This window comes from Oceanicoccus sagamiensis, from assembly GCF_002117105.1.
Taxonomy (GTDB): Bacteria; Pseudomonadota; Gammaproteobacteria; order Pseudomonadales; family Dasaniaceae; genus Oceanicoccus; species Oceanicoccus sagamiensis.
The window spans coordinates 2,822,479-2,837,914 of sequence record NZ_CP019343.1; the positions used below are offsets into that span (position 1 = coordinate 2,822,479).

Annotated in this window: 16 protein-coding genes and 1 pseudogene; 12 read left to right on the forward strand and 5 right to left on the reverse strand. The window is 48.5% G+C overall.

Annotated elements, in window-relative coordinates:
- Nucleotides 1–13 precede the first annotated feature (13 nt).
- From trmH to sat, 4 genes are all read left to right on the forward strand, one after another.
- Nucleotides 14–733 carry a tRNA (guanosine(18)-2'-O)-methyltransferase TrmH gene (trmH, locus tag BST96_RS13005; RefSeq protein ID WP_085759123.1) on the forward strand — a complete coding sequence of 240 codons (720 nt, stop codon included), beginning with the start codon at nt 14–16 and terminating at the stop codon, nt 731–733.
- Nucleotides 733–915, forward strand: coding sequence for a hypothetical protein (locus tag BST96_RS13010; RefSeq protein WP_085759124.1), 183 nt, complete (start codon nt 733–735; stop codon nt 913–915). The genes trmH and BST96_RS13010 overlap by 1 nt, the downstream gene beginning before the upstream one ends.
- A gap of 77 nt (nt 916–992) precedes the next feature.
- Nucleotides 993–1,610, forward strand: a complete 618-nt coding sequence (gene cysC, locus BST96_RS13015) for an adenylyl-sulfate kinase (RefSeq protein WP_085759125.1) — start codon at nt 993–995, stop codon at nt 1,608–1,610.
- Between the two features lie 42 nt (nt 1,611–1,652).
- Nucleotides 1,653–2,843 carry a sulfate adenylyltransferase gene (sat, locus tag BST96_RS13020; RefSeq protein WP_085759126.1) on the forward strand — a complete coding sequence of 397 codons (1,191 nt, stop codon included), beginning with the start codon at nt 1,653–1,655 and terminating at the stop codon, nt 2,841–2,843.
- 133 nt (nt 2,844–2,976) lie between these two features.
- Here the strand turns inward: sat and BST96_RS13025 are convergent, their stop codons facing one another.
- Nucleotides 2,977–4,269 carry a hypothetical protein gene (locus BST96_RS13025; protein ID WP_085759127.1) on the reverse strand — a complete coding sequence of 431 codons (1,293 nt, stop codon included), beginning with the start codon at nt 4,267–4,269 and terminating at the stop codon, nt 2,977–2,979.
- Between the two features lie 5 nt (nt 4,270–4,274).
- Nucleotides 4,275–4,853, reverse strand: coding sequence for a MiaE family protein (locus tag BST96_RS13030; protein ID WP_085759128.1), 579 nt, complete (start codon nt 4,851–4,853; stop codon nt 4,275–4,277).
- A gap of 146 nt (nt 4,854–4,999) precedes the next feature.
- Here BST96_RS13030 and fabV point away from each other — a divergent pair, with 146 nt between their 5' ends.
- From fabV to BST96_RS13070, 8 genes are all read left to right on the forward strand, one after another.
- A complete protein-coding gene (gene fabV, locus BST96_RS13035) occupies nt 5,000–6,190 on the forward strand; it encodes an enoyl-ACP reductase FabV (protein ID WP_085759129.1) in 1,191 nt (396 codons plus the stop codon).
- 94 nt (nt 6,191–6,284) lie between these two features.
- Nucleotides 6,285–7,124, forward strand: a complete 840-nt coding sequence (locus tag BST96_RS13040; protein WP_240554798.1) for an MBL fold metallo-hydrolase — start codon at nt 6,285–6,287, stop codon at nt 7,122–7,124.
- 283 nt (nt 7,125–7,407) lie between these two features.
- Nucleotides 7,408–7,941 carry a hypothetical protein gene (locus tag BST96_RS13045; protein WP_085759130.1) on the forward strand — a complete coding sequence of 178 codons (534 nt, stop codon included), beginning with the start codon at nt 7,408–7,410 and terminating at the stop codon, nt 7,939–7,941.
- A gap of 84 nt (nt 7,942–8,025) precedes the next feature.
- Nucleotides 8,026–8,814 carry a PEP-CTERM sorting domain-containing protein gene (locus tag BST96_RS13050; RefSeq protein ID WP_085759131.1) on the forward strand — a complete coding sequence of 263 codons (789 nt, stop codon included), beginning with the start codon at nt 8,026–8,028 and terminating at the stop codon, nt 8,812–8,814.
- 233 nt (nt 8,815–9,047) lie between these two features.
- Nucleotides 9,048–10,250 (forward strand): multidrug effflux MFS transporter, encoded by a 1,203-nt coding sequence (locus BST96_RS13055; protein ID WP_169713990.1) that lies wholly within the window; start codon nt 9,048–9,050, stop codon nt 10,248–10,250.
- Between the two features lie 17 nt (nt 10,251–10,267).
- Nucleotides 10,268–11,014, forward strand: coding sequence for a GDSL-type esterase/lipase family protein (locus BST96_RS13060; RefSeq protein WP_169713991.1), 747 nt, complete (start codon nt 10,268–10,270; stop codon nt 11,012–11,014).
- A 556-nt stretch (nt 11,015–11,570) separates the two neighbouring features.
- Nucleotides 11,571–12,665 (forward strand): OmpA family protein, encoded by a 1,095-nt coding sequence (locus tag BST96_RS13065; RefSeq protein WP_085759134.1) that lies wholly within the window; start codon nt 11,571–11,573, stop codon nt 12,663–12,665.
- Nucleotides 12,666–12,753: 88 nt separating this feature from the next.
- Entirely contained in the window at nt 12,754–13,014 is a 261-nt protein-coding gene (locus BST96_RS13070; RefSeq protein ID WP_085759135.1) for a DUF5062 family protein, read from the forward strand.
- Nucleotides 13,015–13,027: 13 nt separating this feature from the next.
- Here the strand turns inward: BST96_RS13070 and BST96_RS13075 are convergent, their stop codons facing one another.
- The 3 genes and pseudogenes from BST96_RS13075 to dapE all read right to left on the reverse strand — a co-directional run bounded on the left by BST96_RS13075 (nt 13,028) and on the right by dapE (nt 15,268).
- Nucleotides 13,028–13,279: a hypothetical protein gene (locus BST96_RS13075; RefSeq protein ID WP_085759136.1), complete on the reverse strand. Its 252-nt coding sequence runs from the start codon at nt 13,277–13,279 to the stop codon at nt 13,028–13,030.
- Nucleotides 13,280–13,290: 11 nt separating this feature from the next.
- Nucleotides 13,291–14,133, reverse strand: a complete 843-nt coding sequence (locus tag BST96_RS13080) for a putative RNA methyltransferase (RefSeq protein WP_085759137.1) — start codon at nt 14,131–14,133, stop codon at nt 13,291–13,293.
- Nucleotides 14,133–15,268 (reverse strand): annotated as a pseudogene (gene dapE / locus BST96_RS13085) (succinyl-diaminopimelate desuccinylase). Before dapE ends, BST96_RS13080 begins: the two are co-directional and overlap by 1 nt.
- Nucleotides 15,269–15,436 lie beyond the last annotated feature (168 nt).

Below are 15,436 nucleotides of genomic sequence, written 5' to 3' on the forward strand. Positions count from 1 at the left end.
GCCCATTAATACCATGACCCCAGAACGTTTTAACAGACTACGTGCAACCCTTGATAAGCGCCAGCCCGATTTAACGGTGCTGACTGATTACGTCCATAAGGGGCGGAATTTATCCGCTATTGTCCGTACCGCAGATGCCGTGGGAGTGGGAGATGTGCACTGTGTGATTGGCGATAAAGATTACCGCTCTTTTCGGGGGACGGCTTTAGGCAGCCATCGCTATGTCAAGGTGCACCGGTATCGTGAGCTGCAAAGCCCGGTCAGTGAATTAAAAGCCAAGGGCTTTCAAATTGTGGCGGCGCATTTATCCGAGCAGGCGGTGGATTACCACGATGTGGACTTTACCAAACCGACGGCTTTGTTGATGGGGGCGGAGAAGGACGGTATCAGTGATGAGGCCAGTGAGTTGGCTGATATTCATGTAACGGTGCCGATGGTGGGCATGGTAGAGTCATTTAACGTATCGGTAGCGGCGGGTATTATCCTTAGCGAGGCCCGACACCAGCGTGAATTGGCGGGGCTGTATCAACAGCAGCGAATCGATCAAGCGGAGTATGAGCTGTTGTTCTTTGAGTGGGCCCATCCCAAAATCAGGGACTTTTGCCGCAGCCATAACTTTGCCTATCCACCTTTAAGGGAGGATGGCGAAATTATTGATGCCTCTGGCTGGTACGCGCAAAAGCGGGAAATTCTGGCCCAGCGTCGGGAAGAGCAACGGATAGGAGCGGTTTGATGAGCAATTTGTTGTTGATCCTGGGGGTTTTATTCGTCGCTCTGGTCGTTGTGGTCAAGCTAACAGAGCGATTTGCCAAGCCCGTGGATGAGCGGCAGCAGGCAAATATGTCCCGTTTAGCCATGGTACTGATTATGCTGCTGTTGGTGCTCGGCTTAATTCGGCACTGGATGGGGGGGTAAAGCCTTTGGCTATATGCGGCCAAATCATGTACAATCCGCGCTCCAAAAATCTAACAAAGCAGCCTTGAGATACCAGCATGACTGAACAAAAAGCAACCAATGTCCATTGGCATGAGGGTGAAGTTACCCGCGAAGACCGCAACAAAATCCTTAAGCAAAAAGGCGCTACCCTATGGTTTACTGGCCTTTCTGGCAGTGGCAAAAGCACTGTAGCCGTGGCTCTGGAGCAGGCCTTGGCGGCAAAAGCTAAGCTGACTTACCGTTTAGACGGTGACAATATCCGTTTGGGTATCAATAAAAACCTGGGCTTTAGCGCCGAAGACCGCACCGAAAATATTCGCCGCATTGGTGAAATTTCAAAATTATTTGTTGATGTGGGTGTTATTACCCTGTCCAGTTTTGTCAGCCCCTATCGTGCAGACCGTGATCTGGTTCGTGAGTTACACGAGGCGGCGGGTATGCAGTTTATCGAAGTGTTTGTTGATGTTCCTCTTGATGTGGCTGAAAGTCGCGACCCCAAAGGCTTATACAAAAAAGCCCGCGCCGGTGAAATTCCAAATTTCACCGGTATTTCTGACCCCTATGAAGAGCCGCTAAACGCAGAAGTGGTGCTTAATAGCCACGAAATGTCTCTAGAAGAGGAAGTGAATGTACTGCTTGCTCTCTTGGAAGAGCGCGGCCTTTTAGACGCCTGATAACACGCCTTCGCCCATTATTTTAACGTTAAAGGAAACACAATGATTAAACCCCATGGCGCAGACGAGCTAAAGCCATTATTCGTCTATGATACTGAGCAGCACAGCGCTCTTACCGCTGAAGCACAAACACTGCCTTCACTACTGCTAAGTTCAGCTGCTGCCGCCAACGCAGTGATGTTGGGTGCTGGTTACTTCACACCCTTAAGCGGTTATATGAACCTGGCAGATTCACTGGCCGTGGCTGAAAACCTGCACACGGTTGATGGCTTATTCTGGCCCGTGCCCATTGTTAATCTGGCTAACGATGTCAGCAGTATTGGCGATGCCAGGCGTATTGCACTGCGTGATCCCAATGTTGAAGGCAATCCTGTGCTGGCAATTATGGATGTTGATGCGATTGAAACGGTTAGCGATGAGCAAATCGATTTTATGGCAGAGAATATCTTCGGCACCTTGGACCCGGAGCACCCCGGTGTGGCTGCTTTTAAAGGTCAGGGCAACAACTTATTATCCGGCGCTATTCAGGTATTAAACTTTAGCTATTTCCAGACTGATTTCCCCGATACGTTCCGTACTGCGGTAGAAATTCGCAACGAAATGGCAGAGCGCGGCTGGAATAAAGCGGTAGCTTTCCAAACCCGTAACCCCATGCACCGGGCCCACGAAGAACTATGTCGTATGGCACAGGAAGATTTGGGCAGCGACGGCATTTTGATTCATATGCTGTTAGGTAAATTGAAGCCGGGCGATATCCCTGCGGATGTTCGCGATAACTGTATTCGTAAAATGGTTGAGGTGTACTTTCCGGAGAATACCGTGATGATCACTGGCTACGGTTTCGATATGTTATACGCAGGCCCGCGTGAAGCCGTATTACATGCTGTATTCCGTCAAAACTGTGGTTGTACACACTTTATTGTGGGTCGCGATCACGCCGGTGTCGGCGACTATTATGGCGGCTTTGATGCGCAAACCATTTTTGATGAGAAAGTACCTGCCGGTGCTTTGGATATCGAAATCTATCGCGCTGACCACACAGCTTATTCTAAAAAGCTGGATAAAGTGATTATGATGAAAGATGCACCTGACCACAGCAAAGAAGATTTTATTTTGCTGTCCGGTACTAAAGTGCGTGAGATGTTAGGTAATGGTATTGCGCCACCGCCTGAGTTTTCTCGCCCTGAGTGCGCCAGGATTTTGATGGATTATTATCAGAGTTTGGATGCTTAGGGTTTTAGGGGTGGCATTTTTTTGAGCTCCGTAACGAGCTGAGCTGGGTAGGGCTTTCTGGGACACGCTACAAGTTTGTCCCTGAAAGCTCTTCAAAATCATCCTCGATTTTGACGGTCCCAGAAAGCACTGCTCACCCCAACCCCAAACCAGACAACTCCTTTACCCTCAAACTCAACTCAGCCATACGCTTATTCCCTGAAAACGCATACCCCCCTTCCAGCCACCGTAAATAACTCACTTCTTCCAACCCTTGATCACGTAATAAGTGAATAAACTTCAGGGTCTTAAAACCATCAAACCAATGCTGCAAGTGCTGCAATCGAATAGCCGGTGTTTTACCTTGTTTATAACAATGCTCAAGTGCTTTTGAAATGCTTAGCTGATCTGAAATACGCAGTAATAAATCACTATCCAGACTTTCCGGTGGAGCCAGTTGTTCAACTGCCTGCTGAATATCTACCGGCTGCTGTGCCAGTTGTTCTAAGAGTTCGAGAAAATATCGCAGATAACTAAAGCTGTCTGGGTGGTAAAGTGGCATAGTTAATGGCTGCTCGCTGGCGGCCAAATTAATAACGGCCGGGCCAGTACCAAAAGGAACGCGGGTTGACTCTCTGGCTTGTAAGTCAATGCTTGGCTGCTTGAGTGAAACAATAGCACCGGTTTTAGCGAGCTTACTTAATAGATAAAAATCCTCAGCCCCAGCGCGTTTAGGAAAACCGCGCACCATCGCATAATGCTGATAATGAATGGCTATCGTGCTGCCCAGCGTTTGGTAGGCATAAGGTGAGCCCGCCCATTGCAAACCGGCGACATAATAATGCAGGGAAAATTCATACAATATTGTGGGCAGCTTGGGTGTATCGTCGATAAAAATATGTTGGTAAGGAAAAACCAGAGCAGCGGCGGTAGAGGACTGCTGTTGCAGGCTGGAAAAATAGGTCTGGGGCAGAATGGCATCGGCATCGGTATTGGCAATCCATGGCGAACTGACTTTAGTGTCTGCCATTAACTGGCAAACAATATCGGCGCCAATTTTTCTGGCGAGTCCAACGCCGTACTCATCATCAATGGCAAGCCCATGGAGGCAGCGGTCGACTAAAAGCAAGCCGGATTGATTCTCCAACTCAATCAGGCGAAGCAGGCTATCTGTTGATTGCCATAGCGTTTTTCCCTGACGAACAGGCGGACCTGTTAGCAGTTGTTGTGCCCACTGAGTATCACTGTCAGATTGCGGGCGATTGATCACCACTACCAGCAAGCAGCGGCCCTGATCTGCTGCAAGGTTACAAAATCGCTGCAGGCTTACGGGGGGCTCCCGATAAAAGGGAATTACAACTGCCTGTGAATACTGTGTCGGAAAGCTGCTTAGCTGTTGTGTTTCCGGCTCGGCATAGGTGCTTAAGTATTGGGTTAGCGCCTTCATGGTGCTTAATGCAGGGCGGCGCGAATGGGTAGGGCGGCAACAATACCGGCTTCAATCTCAATCAATGCTTGCAGACGTGCCATCACTTCAGCCCGATCAAAATACAACAGCGCCATATCGACCATAAGACCTTCATGACGTTGTTCGGAGCGAGTGATCGAGCTATAGAAATTTTTCAGTAGGCCGGGTTCAAGTGCCTCGGCAATCAAGCCAAACCGTTCGGCCCCTCGGGCTTCGATAATGCCACCAATTAATAATCGGTCCAAAAAATACAGATCGGCCCCTTTGCGTAAGGCATTGCGGAACTGATTAACATAGGGGTCTTTTTCATCTTTTGCGGTGATGTTATTACGGCTATGGATTAGCTTAACCACCTCGCGATAATGGGTCATTTCTTCAACGGCGAGGTCTGCCATCGCTTCAACCAGTTCAACACGGTCCGGGTAGTGAGAGAGCATGGATACCGCCATGCCGGAGGCTTTCTTTTCTGCGGCGGCATGATCGAGCAAAAATCGGTCAAAATCTGCCAGCACGGCTTCAGTCCATGCGCTGGGGGTCGCGTAAGCTAGTTTAATGTGACTCATATTCGTTAGGGCTAAACCGGGTAATTAACAGACAAGGCATTATAAAGGGGTGGTTTACTCACGCAAGGCGTCTATAATATCGAGCCATTGATTTTGGTATTGTTTACCGCTTAATGTTCTGTCCCATAAACCAATAAGGACTCTTTATGATTATCAAACCTCGTGTGCGCGGTTTCCTTTGTGTGACCACTCATCCTACTGGGTGTGAAGCCAATGTTAAAAGCCAAATCGACTATGTAAAGGCCAACGGCCCGGTTGAGAATGGCCCCAAAAAGGTTTTGGTTATCGGGGCATCTACTGGCTATGGTCTGGCTTCGCGCATTACTGCGGCCTTTGGCAGTGGTGCCTCAACCCTGGGTTTGTTTTTTGAAAAAGAAGGCACTGAGAAAAAACCGGGTACAGCAGGTTGGTATAACTCTGCCGGTTTTCATAAATATGCCGAAGCCGAAGGCCTGTATGCAAAAAGTATCAACGGCGATGCCTTTTCTGATGAGATAAAACAGAAAACGATTGAAACCATAAAAGCGGATTTGGGGCAGGTAGATTTAGTGGTTTACAGCTTGGCTTCGCCAGTGCGCCAGCATCCTAAAACCGGTGAGCTGCATCGTTCAACCTTGAAGCCCATCGGCCAGGATATTGTGCAGCGTGCTGCCGATACCGATAAGGGTATCCTAAAAGATGTCTCTGTCACGGCAGCCAGTCAGGAAGAAATTGATAATACCGTCGCGGTGATGGGTGGCGAAGATTGGCAGATGTGGATCGATGCGCTGGATGAGGCGGGTGTTCTGGCTGAGGGGGCAAAAACTACCGCCTATACCTATATCGGTGAGAAAATTACTTGGGATATTTATTGGCATGGCACTATTGGTCAGGCCAAGCAGGATCTTGATAAGCGGGTGATTGATATCCGTGAGAAGCTCGCTGCCAGTGGCGGTGATGCCAGAGTGTCAGTACTCAAGGCGGTGGTTACCCAGGCCAGTTCGGCTATTCCGGTGATGCCTTTATATCTGGGGCTGCTATTTAAAGTGATGAAAGAAGACGGCAGTCACCAGGGCTGTATCGAGCAAATTGACCTGCTATTCCGCGAAAGCCTCTATGGTGCAAGCCCCAAGCTCGATGATGAAGGTCGCTTGCGGGCCGATTATCTGGAACTTCGCGCCGAAATTCAGGATAAAGTGGAAGACCTGTGGGCGAATATCAACGACGACAACCTGTTTGAATTTAGCGATATGGCTGGCTACAAACACGAGTTTTTAAAACTGTTCGGCTTTGAAATTGAGGGTGTTGATTACGAGGCAGATGTTAACCCCGTCGTGCCTATCAACAATTTGGTGTAAGCGCGGTTTAACGACCACAAGCACCATTCAACAAACCACAAGCATAATAAAAACGGGATACTATTTATCCCGTTTTTATTATCGGTGAATCGCTATGAGCAAGACCATCGTACCGGGCGAAGTGATACAGGTTAGTGGGCGGGTAAGGCGTATTACTGCTCCTAACCCCGGTTTAATGACCGGGCCTGGTACCAATACCTATCTGGTGGGCGACGACGAGATTGCCGTGATTGACCCGGGGCCTGCAGAGCCTGCTCATATCGAGGCCATACTGGCAGCCTGCGGCGATAAACTACGCTGGATTTTAGCCACCCATACCCACCCTGATCACTCACCCGCGGCGGTGGCACTGGCAGAAGCTAGTGGTGCTGTGGTGATGGGGAATACACTCAGCCAGAACGATGGCTTTCAGGATGATAGCTTTGCGCCGGTAAAATCGTTTGCCCATGACGAGTGTTGGGTAACCAAGGAATTTACTTTGCGTGCCTTGCATACCCCCGGTCATGTCAATAACCACCTCTGTTTTTTGATTGAAGAAGATGGCCTGTTATTGACCGGTGATCATATTATGCAGGGTTCAACCGTGGTGATTATCCCACCCCATGGTGATATGAAAGACTATATCCAGTCGCTGACTTTGCTGCTTGATTATCCACTGCGCGCTCTGGCGCCGGGGCATGGCCATATTATTGATGACCCGGTTGCCCAGATAGAGGGCATTATTAAGCACCGGCTTGGCCGCGAGTCCAAGTTGTTAGCGACCCTGCAAAAAACCGGGGTGATTGATATTGAGCGTTTAACTTCCTATGTCTACGACGATGTTGACCCCAGTTTGCACCCTGTTGCCCAGCATTCTTTACTGGCCCATTTGTTAAAGCTTGAAAAAGAGCTGCGCGCCGCGCGAGATGGGGATCTTTGGCACCTGACCGGATAATTATTCCCTGTTTTCGGGTGATCTTCTTGTCGAAAAAGCTTACATGTTAGCTGAGCAGTGCTTAGCAAAACCCCTAAAAAACCGCCTGAAATTCTTATTGTTTTGCAAACTATTTACATTATTAGCAGCCCTTTTTGTTATAACTAAAAATAGTGTCGGCTATTCTTACAAATCACAGTTTTATACCATCGAAAATTCCATAAGCTACTGAAATATAACAATAAATTATATTGGCCTGGTTATTGCAATATAACAAGGTAATCAGTATTTAAGGATTTGTACGATGAATAAGAAAATAAAAAGTGCCCTCCCTTCGAAGCTACTAATGGCTTCCATGCTATTGGCTACGGCTTCCATGGCTCAGGCAGCTACCGTCACAGTGACTCTGTTTTTGTCGGCTACCGAAGGTGGTGTGCCTTTGGTCTCATTCGACCCTTTTGGCACCTCAAGCAACCTGGTGTATGACGATGCGGCTTTCAATAGCGGCACGGCCGGTTCTGTGATTGCCGACTCTTATTATATTGATTATGTCGATGGTGTCGGTGCCCCAGTGCCCGGTGAGTATATCGATGAAAGCTTTGGTGACGCGACTATTTATCATGATGGTTTAGGCAATATGGTTAGCCTGGACTTAACCGTTGTTATTGATGCCAGCAATACCATTAACGTTGAACTTGATCCGATATTAAGTGGCGATAAAGAGTGGCACGGTCACTTTGAAATAGCCCCTACCGCCGTGCCTGTACCCGGTGCTGTCGTGATGTTTTCTTCTGCTCTGGTCGGTTTATTCGGTGCCAGAAAATTACGCAAATCATAAGTGGTTATTGTTTGAATCGGTTGTTTAACCGATACATTGGGTTTGGCCTAAGGCTTTGAGCTCAATATCAACGGAGTTTTTTTAATGTTCGGAAGTAGTATCAAAAAGCTGTTTTTACTGGGACTTGCTCAAGCCTGTATCGGTTTGAGTGCGGCTCAGGCTGTGGTGATTGATGATAATTATATCGGTGCTGCCGATGACCCGTTTACCGATTGGGGTATTGGGCGCGATGTATTGGGCGGTAATATCTATGAAGTGTATGGCATGGAGGTCACTTTTACAGAGACCTTGATGACCGTCACCGTCAACACCGATTTTATCGAGAGCCATGAAGAAAATTACGACAACTATATAGCCGGTGATCTCTTTATCAGCACCGATGGCTGGTCGCCCTTCGGCAGCGCAGCTAATGCCTATATGTATGATGACTCCTATAATGGAGAGGACTGGGAATTTGCCTATGACTCATCCGCTGGTGTCGTTATCGAGATTAGCAACCCCGGTTATATCGATGTGATTGGCAATGACCCAGAATGTTGTCGTCATGGTCAGGAAACCATGGTTGAGGGCTATTTGGCCTCTGATATTACCAATGCTGGTGTTAGTTATACAGAAGCGGCTGTCGCCACCTCAGGTTTAGGCGGTGTCTACGATTATACCTATGTTATTAATTATGAAGAGCTGGGTATTATGGCCGGTGACGAGCTGGGCTTGCACTGGGTGATGAGCTGCGGCAATGATGTTATTGAAGGGATGGTGACGGTTCCCAGTGGCAGCAACCCTACCACTGGCACAGTTCCTGAGCCCGGCAGTTTGGTGTTATTGGCCATCGGTGTAGTGGCGCTGGTAGTGACACGAAGAAAGCCCGCTTAAATTAAGCTGGTTAACCAGACATAAAAAAACCCGGTAATGCCGGGTTTTTTTATGTCTGGGATTTATGCGCAATAAGACAGCCGATGCGCTCTGCTAACGTGCTAAAATACCTGCCCGCCATTGTTCTGTTTTAATTGTGGCTGGTGCCAAAACACTGCGAGGCCCAAGCTAGACACCGATGGAAATCAGTGTTTTTGCTGATGTTGGCTATTCAATCAATCCCTGGACGCTCCATGCCTCAATTCTTAAAGAAAGAATCGCCGCAGTTGCTCTTTCTGCTGGCTGCGTTTGTTGCTTTAGGGCCCCTGTCGACGGATATGTATCTGCCTGCGCTGCCGACCTTAGTTGCCGTGATGGCTGCGGATATTACCCAGGTTCAGCTCACATTAAGCCTCTATCTGGCAGGCTTTTCATTGTTTCATCTGGTCTGCGGGCCGCTGTCCGATCGCTTTGGCCGTAAACCGATTTTGGCCGGAGGCATGCTGATTTTCTTTGTCGCTTCTCTGGGGTGTTCGCTAGCGACCACAGTAACGGAGTTAAGTGCCTGGCGATTTCTACAGGGGGTAGGGGCCTGTGTCGGGCCGACTCTGGCCAGGGCGATGGTCAGGGATATGTACCAACCACTAAAGTTGCCCAAAGCCCTGGCAACCATGAATGCCATTATGGCGCTGGCACCGGTGATTGCCCCTATTTTGGGTGGCTTTATGTTGTTGTTTTGGCCATGGCCCAGTATCTTTTTCTTTTTAGCGTTTTATGCGTTATTAGCCCTGTTGATGCTGGTATTTAAAGTGCCGGAGTCACTGAAAAAAGCGCAAAGTCTAAAGCCGGCTAATATTCTGGCCAATTATTGGTTGCTGATTAAAAATACGCGCTTTCGCACGGCGATATTGGCGGCCTCATTTCTCTATGCCGGAGCTTTTGCCTTTGTTTCAGGCTCAAGCTTTATCCTGATTGAATTTATGCAGGTACCTAAAGATCAATTTGGTTACTGGTTTGCGTTTATTGTTGCCGGTTACTTTTTGGGGAATATGTTTACCATTCGCTACTCCCATCGCTTTGCCGTCCAGCAGCTAATGCTGACTGGTGCCCTGCTGGGTTTGCTGGCAGGGGTTGTGATGGTGGTTTTATCCTGGTTACAGATTTATCATCCCTTGACCATTGTACTGCCGATTGCGCTCTATACCGGAGCCGTGGGTATTACACTGCCACAGGCAACCGCAGCTGCTCTGGTGCCGTTTCCGCATATGGCCGGAACCGCCTCGGCATTAATGGGTTTTGCGCAAATGGGGGCGGCCTCGTTAGCCGCTGCCATCGTAGGGCTGTCTCTAACCGGTGAACCAATGCCGCTGGCGTTAACGCTGACCGGCTGTGGTTGTTTATCATGGGTATTATTTTATCGCTTAAGCCGGATACTTCTGGCTGAGCCAAATCGTTAGCAGGAAAGATTATGCGTATGAAAAGTATTAGGGTCGCGATTATACTGTCGTTGATTCTAGTGATGATTCTCACTTATTTATTTTTACAAATACGTGAGCAAGGGCTAAAAATGCGCAGTGATGATCCCCGCGTTTGGGATAGCGTGATTGCCGAATTTGAAGCGCAGGACGCGAGTGAGCCACCGTCAGCTAATGCGCTTCTGTTGATTGGTGATGCCGGTATTCGGCTGTGGGATTCAGTGGCTGATGATATGCAGCCCTTCAATGTCGTGGCCCGAGGTTTTGGCGGCGCCAAGATTATTGACCTTAGTTATTATGTAAACCGTATCGTTAGCCCCTACCAGCCAAAAGCGATTGTGGTTTATATCGGCAGCAATGATTTTACCGCAGCCTATGGCAATACACCGAAAAGTCTGGAGCAGGCAAAACCGTTATATTTACAATTAGTCGATCGGCTGGAAGAGGCTGCGCCCGATGCTGCCATTTTTATTGTCGCCTTAAAACCCAGTACGCACTTTTGGGCGTTATGGCCGGAATTTACGGTGGTTAATCAATATTTACAGCAGTTGGCTGCCGGGCGTGAGGGTGTTTTTTTTATTGATGCCAATGCGGGTTTATTTACTGAACAGGCAGAGCCCAACCCCGATTTATTATTGTTTGATGGTATGCATAATAATGACGAGGGTTATGCTGTTTGGGGAGCGGCCATAAAATCTGTTGTATTAGAAGCCATAAAATACCCATTATCGAAAAAAAACGGCTGATAAAAGATCGGTTATTTATTACAGCCATACAGGGTCTTACTTGCAGCGGCTTTATTGCTGGATATCTACTCTGCTAAGCGAGTGGCTTTTTCACTGCGTTCTTATCGCTCTTTATAGGCTGGGACGAGCTGCCCAGCATAGCTCTAGCATTACCTTTACGCTTTCTTCGTAGGGTGGATTATAATCCACCGCTCTATGGCAGTTTATGGCTGGGCTTGGTGGATTGTAATCCACCCTACGATACTGGTTTCAACAGACGTGAAAGCATGTGTGATCTTAAGGTAGTGAGGTGTCTGTTTTAAGGGGCGTCAAAATGCAGCGAGGACGGCTGCGAGATACTAGAGCCGTCCCCGGAAAACAGGCACCTTACTGCCGGATGTAAATATAGCCTGCCACGGGTTTCGGGGTGGGGGATTGCAATCTATTCTGTAACTACTAAGCTCAGGTTTATACCTCTTTGAGACTAAAAGTTTTAATTGCCGTTAGCGTCATAGTGGTTACAATAGCCAGCTTACAACCATATAAAGTGATTTATAAAAACTATCAGGGGCGACTTATGAAAACTTATCTATCAGCAACACTGTTAGCTAGTGTTATAGCGGCGACATTATCCACAACGGCCGCCGCCAATGACGGTACCTGGTACCTGAATCCGGCTATTGGTTATCAGGATTTTGATAGCGATAGAGATTTGGATGGTGAGCCCTTGCTCTCAATCGGTGCCGAATACCGTTACGGTGAGCACTGGGCATCCGAAATTCGTATTATGGATTCTTCCCCTGATATGGATAGTGGCAACGGTGATGTAGATCTGCTGCAATACGGTATTGATGGTATTTACTATTTTGGTCGCATGGACAAATTTGACCCCTATGCCGCAGTCGGTATTGGTCATGCCGAGTTTGATGGCGATGCCGGTGAAGACAATGAGACCCAGTATGATGCGGGTCTGGGTTTTCGTTATGCCTTTACTGACCGCTGGTCATTAAAAGCTGATGCCAAGATGATCTATGGTCACGATGATGACACTCAGGATACTTTATTATTGGTAGGCCTCAGTTATGCCTTTGGCGGCGCGGCTAAACAAGCTGAGCCTGTTGATGGTGATGCGGACGGTGATGGTGTCAGTGACTCTCAGGACCAGTGCCCTAACACGCCAGCGGGTGCCGCTGTTGATGCTAACGGTTGTGCTCTGGATAGCGATGGTGACGGTGTGCCCGATTATAAAGACGAGTGCCCTGACACCCCGGCCGGTCGCCAGGTGGATGAGCGCGGTTGTAAATTTGTTTTAACCTCAACGGAAGAGTTGGCGATTAATGTTACCTTTGCTACCGATTCCAGTGAAGTAACTGATGCCTATATGGCGGAAGTAGAAAAAGCGGCCGATTTCTTAAAGCAATATGCTGATGTTTCGGCAGTGATTGAAGGCCATACCGATAATACCGGTCAAGCCAGCTATAACGAGTCCTTGTCACAGCGTCGTGCTGATGCCGTGATGGCGGTATTGATTGAGCGTTTTGGTATTGCTGCTGACCGCTTAAGTGCCAAAGGTTATGGTGAAGCCAATCCGATTGAGAGCAATGATACCGCCGCTGGCCGTGCTGCCAACCGTCGCGTGGTTGCGGTGATGAAAGCGGAAGTTGAAGAGTAGGCAATAGTGATTGCCAGATAATTAAAAAGGGTTTTTACCGCAGGGTAAAAACCCTTTTTTTATAGATTATTAGCTCGAGGACCAAGCCTTGAAAAAATTAAATAACGAAGCAGAGTTAGTTAAAGAAGCGATTAGGGTAGGGGATGTCTACGCCCAAAAACGCGGGGTAGGTAAGTTTGAAGGAACCGATTCCTCCCACGATAAAATCGCCTATATTTATCGCTTATTGGTACATGATAAATTAATTCAGCCCCTGGCCAAGGGCGAAGACAAAGAACCGGCAATGAAGCATAAACTCGCGCTTTGGATTCACCGGCAGTTACCGGAAGACCATCCGTTAAAAAAGTAGCCGGCTAATCGCTTTAGTCGCGCTTGCCCATATGTTGAAAGCGATAAATAATTAAAAACAGTTGTGCGGTCAGGGCAATGATAAAGCCGCTGCCGCTAATGAGCAGCCCCAGCAGGGCGTAGCCTTCCTGTGCTATGGATGGCTCCATCAATTTGTCCGCCGATTGGATAAAGCCAATACCAATAAAAAACAATAGCGCCCCCAAGGCATAAAGCCTTAAGGTCTTACGTTGATTATTGATCAGTGCCTGCAAGGTTTTGCGCATAAAAAAACTCGTTATAACGGCGTACTGATAAAGCAGTGTAGCTGAATATCAAGGGTGACCGATAACTGATCTATCTGCGTCAGTAATTGTTTACGCTCCGGTGATGCGCGCCAGTAATGCGGGGTCATGGCCAACAGATCCTGAATAGTTTTATTATCCGCAAGCTCAATTTGATGATGGACCCGGGTGTTGCTAATCGCTTTAAAGCGGTTGCTTAAGGCAGTTTGTGGATTAAAGGCTTCGTCCTTGACCTGCGGATAAATAATCTCACGTAATTCAATTAAGTGTTGCTGGCCGGTGCTGGCAATAATTAAAAGGCCCTGATCTTTTAGGCAGCGCTGGAACTCATCATCGGCAATCGGTGAAAACAGGCTGAACAGTATATCAGCGCTGTGGTCGGCGACAGGAATGGCTTGGCTTTTTGCAACAAACCATTGAATCGCCTTATGCTGCCTTGCCGCCGCCAATACCGCATATTTAGAAATATCGACACCAATAATGGCAGGGGCTATCTGCTGGTTGCTTAGTGCCTGGTGGGCCTTCTGGGTGTAATAGCCTTCACCACAGCCAGCATCAATGATATGGGCGGTTTGCAGCTTATGCTGTATTGCGTAATCCACTATACACTCGCATAAAGCATCAGCAACGGTGTGATAGAGCCCTTTGTCTAAAAACCGCTGCCGTGAAGCCACCATCTCAGCATCATCCCCCGGTGAGCGGGATTTTTTATTCTGTACTGGCAGTAAATGGGTATAGCCTTGTTTGGCCTGATCAAAGCTATGGTTATTGTCACAATGCCAGCGCTTTTGTTCCTGTGTTAGAGGCAGTTGGCAGAGCGGACAAATAATGTGCATCACGCGAGCAGGTTAACCATGATGTTTTCATACATGGTCGACAGGGTATCCAAATCAGCCGCAGCTACCGCTTCATCAACTTTATGGATGGTGGCATTCACCGGGCCCAGTTCAACCAACTGGCTACCGGTAGGCGCAATAAAACGGCCATCGGAGGTGCCGCCAGCGGTGGAGAGCTCGGTCTCTATCCCGGCGCTATCACGAATCGCTTGAATGGTGGCGTCAATCAACTCGCCTTCTGAAGTCAGGAAGGGTTGGCCACTAAGATTCCAAACAATAGTGTAGTCCAGCCCATGTTTATCCAATATTGCTTGCGTACGTTGGCGTAATACCTGTTCAGTTAGCTCAGTGGAAAAGCGGAAGTTGAAGATAATCTTTAGCTCGCCGGGGACCACATTGGTGGCACCGGTACCGCCATTGATATTGGAAATCTGGAATGAGGTTGCAGGGAAAAAGTCATTGCCGTTATCCCATTGCTCCGCTGCCAGTTCTGCCAGTGCAGGGGCAGCTTTATGGATCGGGTTATCGGCCAGATGAGGGTAGGCCACATGACCTTGAATACCGTTGACCGTGAGCTCGCAGCCCAGCGAACCCCGGCGGCCATTTTTAATCACATCACCAACCTTGGTGGTTGAGGAGGGCTCACCCACCACACACCAGGTGATTTTCTCGTTCTGCTGTTCCAGCCATTCCATCACCTTAACGGTGCCATTGATGGCAATACCTTCTTCATCACTGGTAATCAGGAAAGCGATACGTCCTTTATGGTTGGGGTGTGCGCTCACAAAGCGCTCACAGGCCGTTACCATGGCCGCCAAACTGCCTTTCATATCCGCGGCACCGCGGCCATAGAGCATGCCATCTTCAATCACCGGCTCGAAGGGGGGTGCTGCCATTGCTCTGCAGGCCCGGTAGGTACCACATCTGTATGACCGGCAAAGCATAGTATAGGCCCCTCATCACCATGCACCGCCCAGAAATTATCCACATCCCCAAAGCGCAGCGTTTGTGCTGTAAAGCCTGCCGCCGCGAGGCGTTCTATCATCAAAGGCTGGCAGCCCTCATCCTCTGGGGTTACGGAGGCCCGGGATATTAAGTCAAAGGTGAGTTCCAGTGTTGGGGATAGCGCTGTCATAAGGGGCCTGAGTGTGGTGGTTATTGGGGACTATTCTATCAGGGGGCGGGGGTGTCGGAAATGATTTATTCCGCCCGATATATGCCTGCTTATTAGCCAGATACCTAACAGGGTTTTATAGGTGAAAAATCCCGCTCTATTCTGGCGATTAGGGATAAAACTTCTATA

Bases quoted from the DNA above. Each gene is read 5' to 3' on its own strand.
- trmH (WP_085759123.1), top strand. From the start codon at position 14: ATGACCCCAGAACGTTTTAACAGACTACGTGCAACCCTTGATAAGCGC.
- BST96_RS13010 (WP_085759124.1), top strand. From the start codon at position 733: ATGAGCAATTTGTTGTTGATCCTGGGGGTTTTATTCGTCGCTCTGGTC.
- cysC (WP_085759125.1), top strand. From the start codon at position 993: ATGACTGAACAAAAAGCAACCAATGTCCATTGGCATGAGGGTGAAGTT.
- sat (WP_085759126.1), top strand. From the start codon at position 1,653: ATGATTAAACCCCATGGCGCAGACGAGCTAAAGCCATTATTCGTCTAT.
- BST96_RS13025 (WP_085759127.1), bottom strand. From the start codon at position 4,269: ATGAAGGCGCTAACCCAATACTTAAGCACCTATGCCGAGCCGGAAACA.
- BST96_RS13030 (WP_085759128.1), bottom strand. From the start codon at position 4,853: ATGAGTCACATTAAACTAGCTTACGCGACCCCCAGCGCATGGACTGAA.
- fabV (WP_085759129.1), top strand. From the start codon at position 5,000: ATGATTATCAAACCTCGTGTGCGCGGTTTCCTTTGTGTGACCACTCAT.
- BST96_RS13040 (WP_240554798.1), top strand. From the start codon at position 6,285: ATGAGCAAGACCATCGTACCGGGCGAAGTGATACAGGTTAGTGGGCGG.
- BST96_RS13045 (WP_085759130.1), top strand. From the start codon at position 7,408: ATGAATAAGAAAATAAAAAGTGCCCTCCCTTCGAAGCTACTAATGGCT.
- BST96_RS13050 (WP_085759131.1), top strand. From the start codon at position 8,026: ATGTTCGGAAGTAGTATCAAAAAGCTGTTTTTACTGGGACTTGCTCAA.
- BST96_RS13055 (WP_169713990.1), top strand. From the start codon at position 9,048: ATGCCTCAATTCTTAAAGAAAGAATCGCCGCAGTTGCTCTTTCTGCTG.
- BST96_RS13060 (WP_169713991.1), top strand. From the start codon at position 10,268: ATGAAAAGTATTAGGGTCGCGATTATACTGTCGTTGATTCTAGTGATG.
- BST96_RS13065 (WP_085759134.1), top strand. From the start codon at position 11,571: ATGAAAACTTATCTATCAGCAACACTGTTAGCTAGTGTTATAGCGGCG.
- BST96_RS13075 (WP_085759136.1), bottom strand. From the start codon at position 13,279: ATGCGCAAAACCTTGCAGGCACTGATCAATAATCAACGTAAGACCTTA.
- BST96_RS13080 (WP_085759137.1), bottom strand. From the start codon at position 14,133: ATGCACATTATTTGTCCGCTCTGCCAACTGCCTCTAACACAGGAACAA.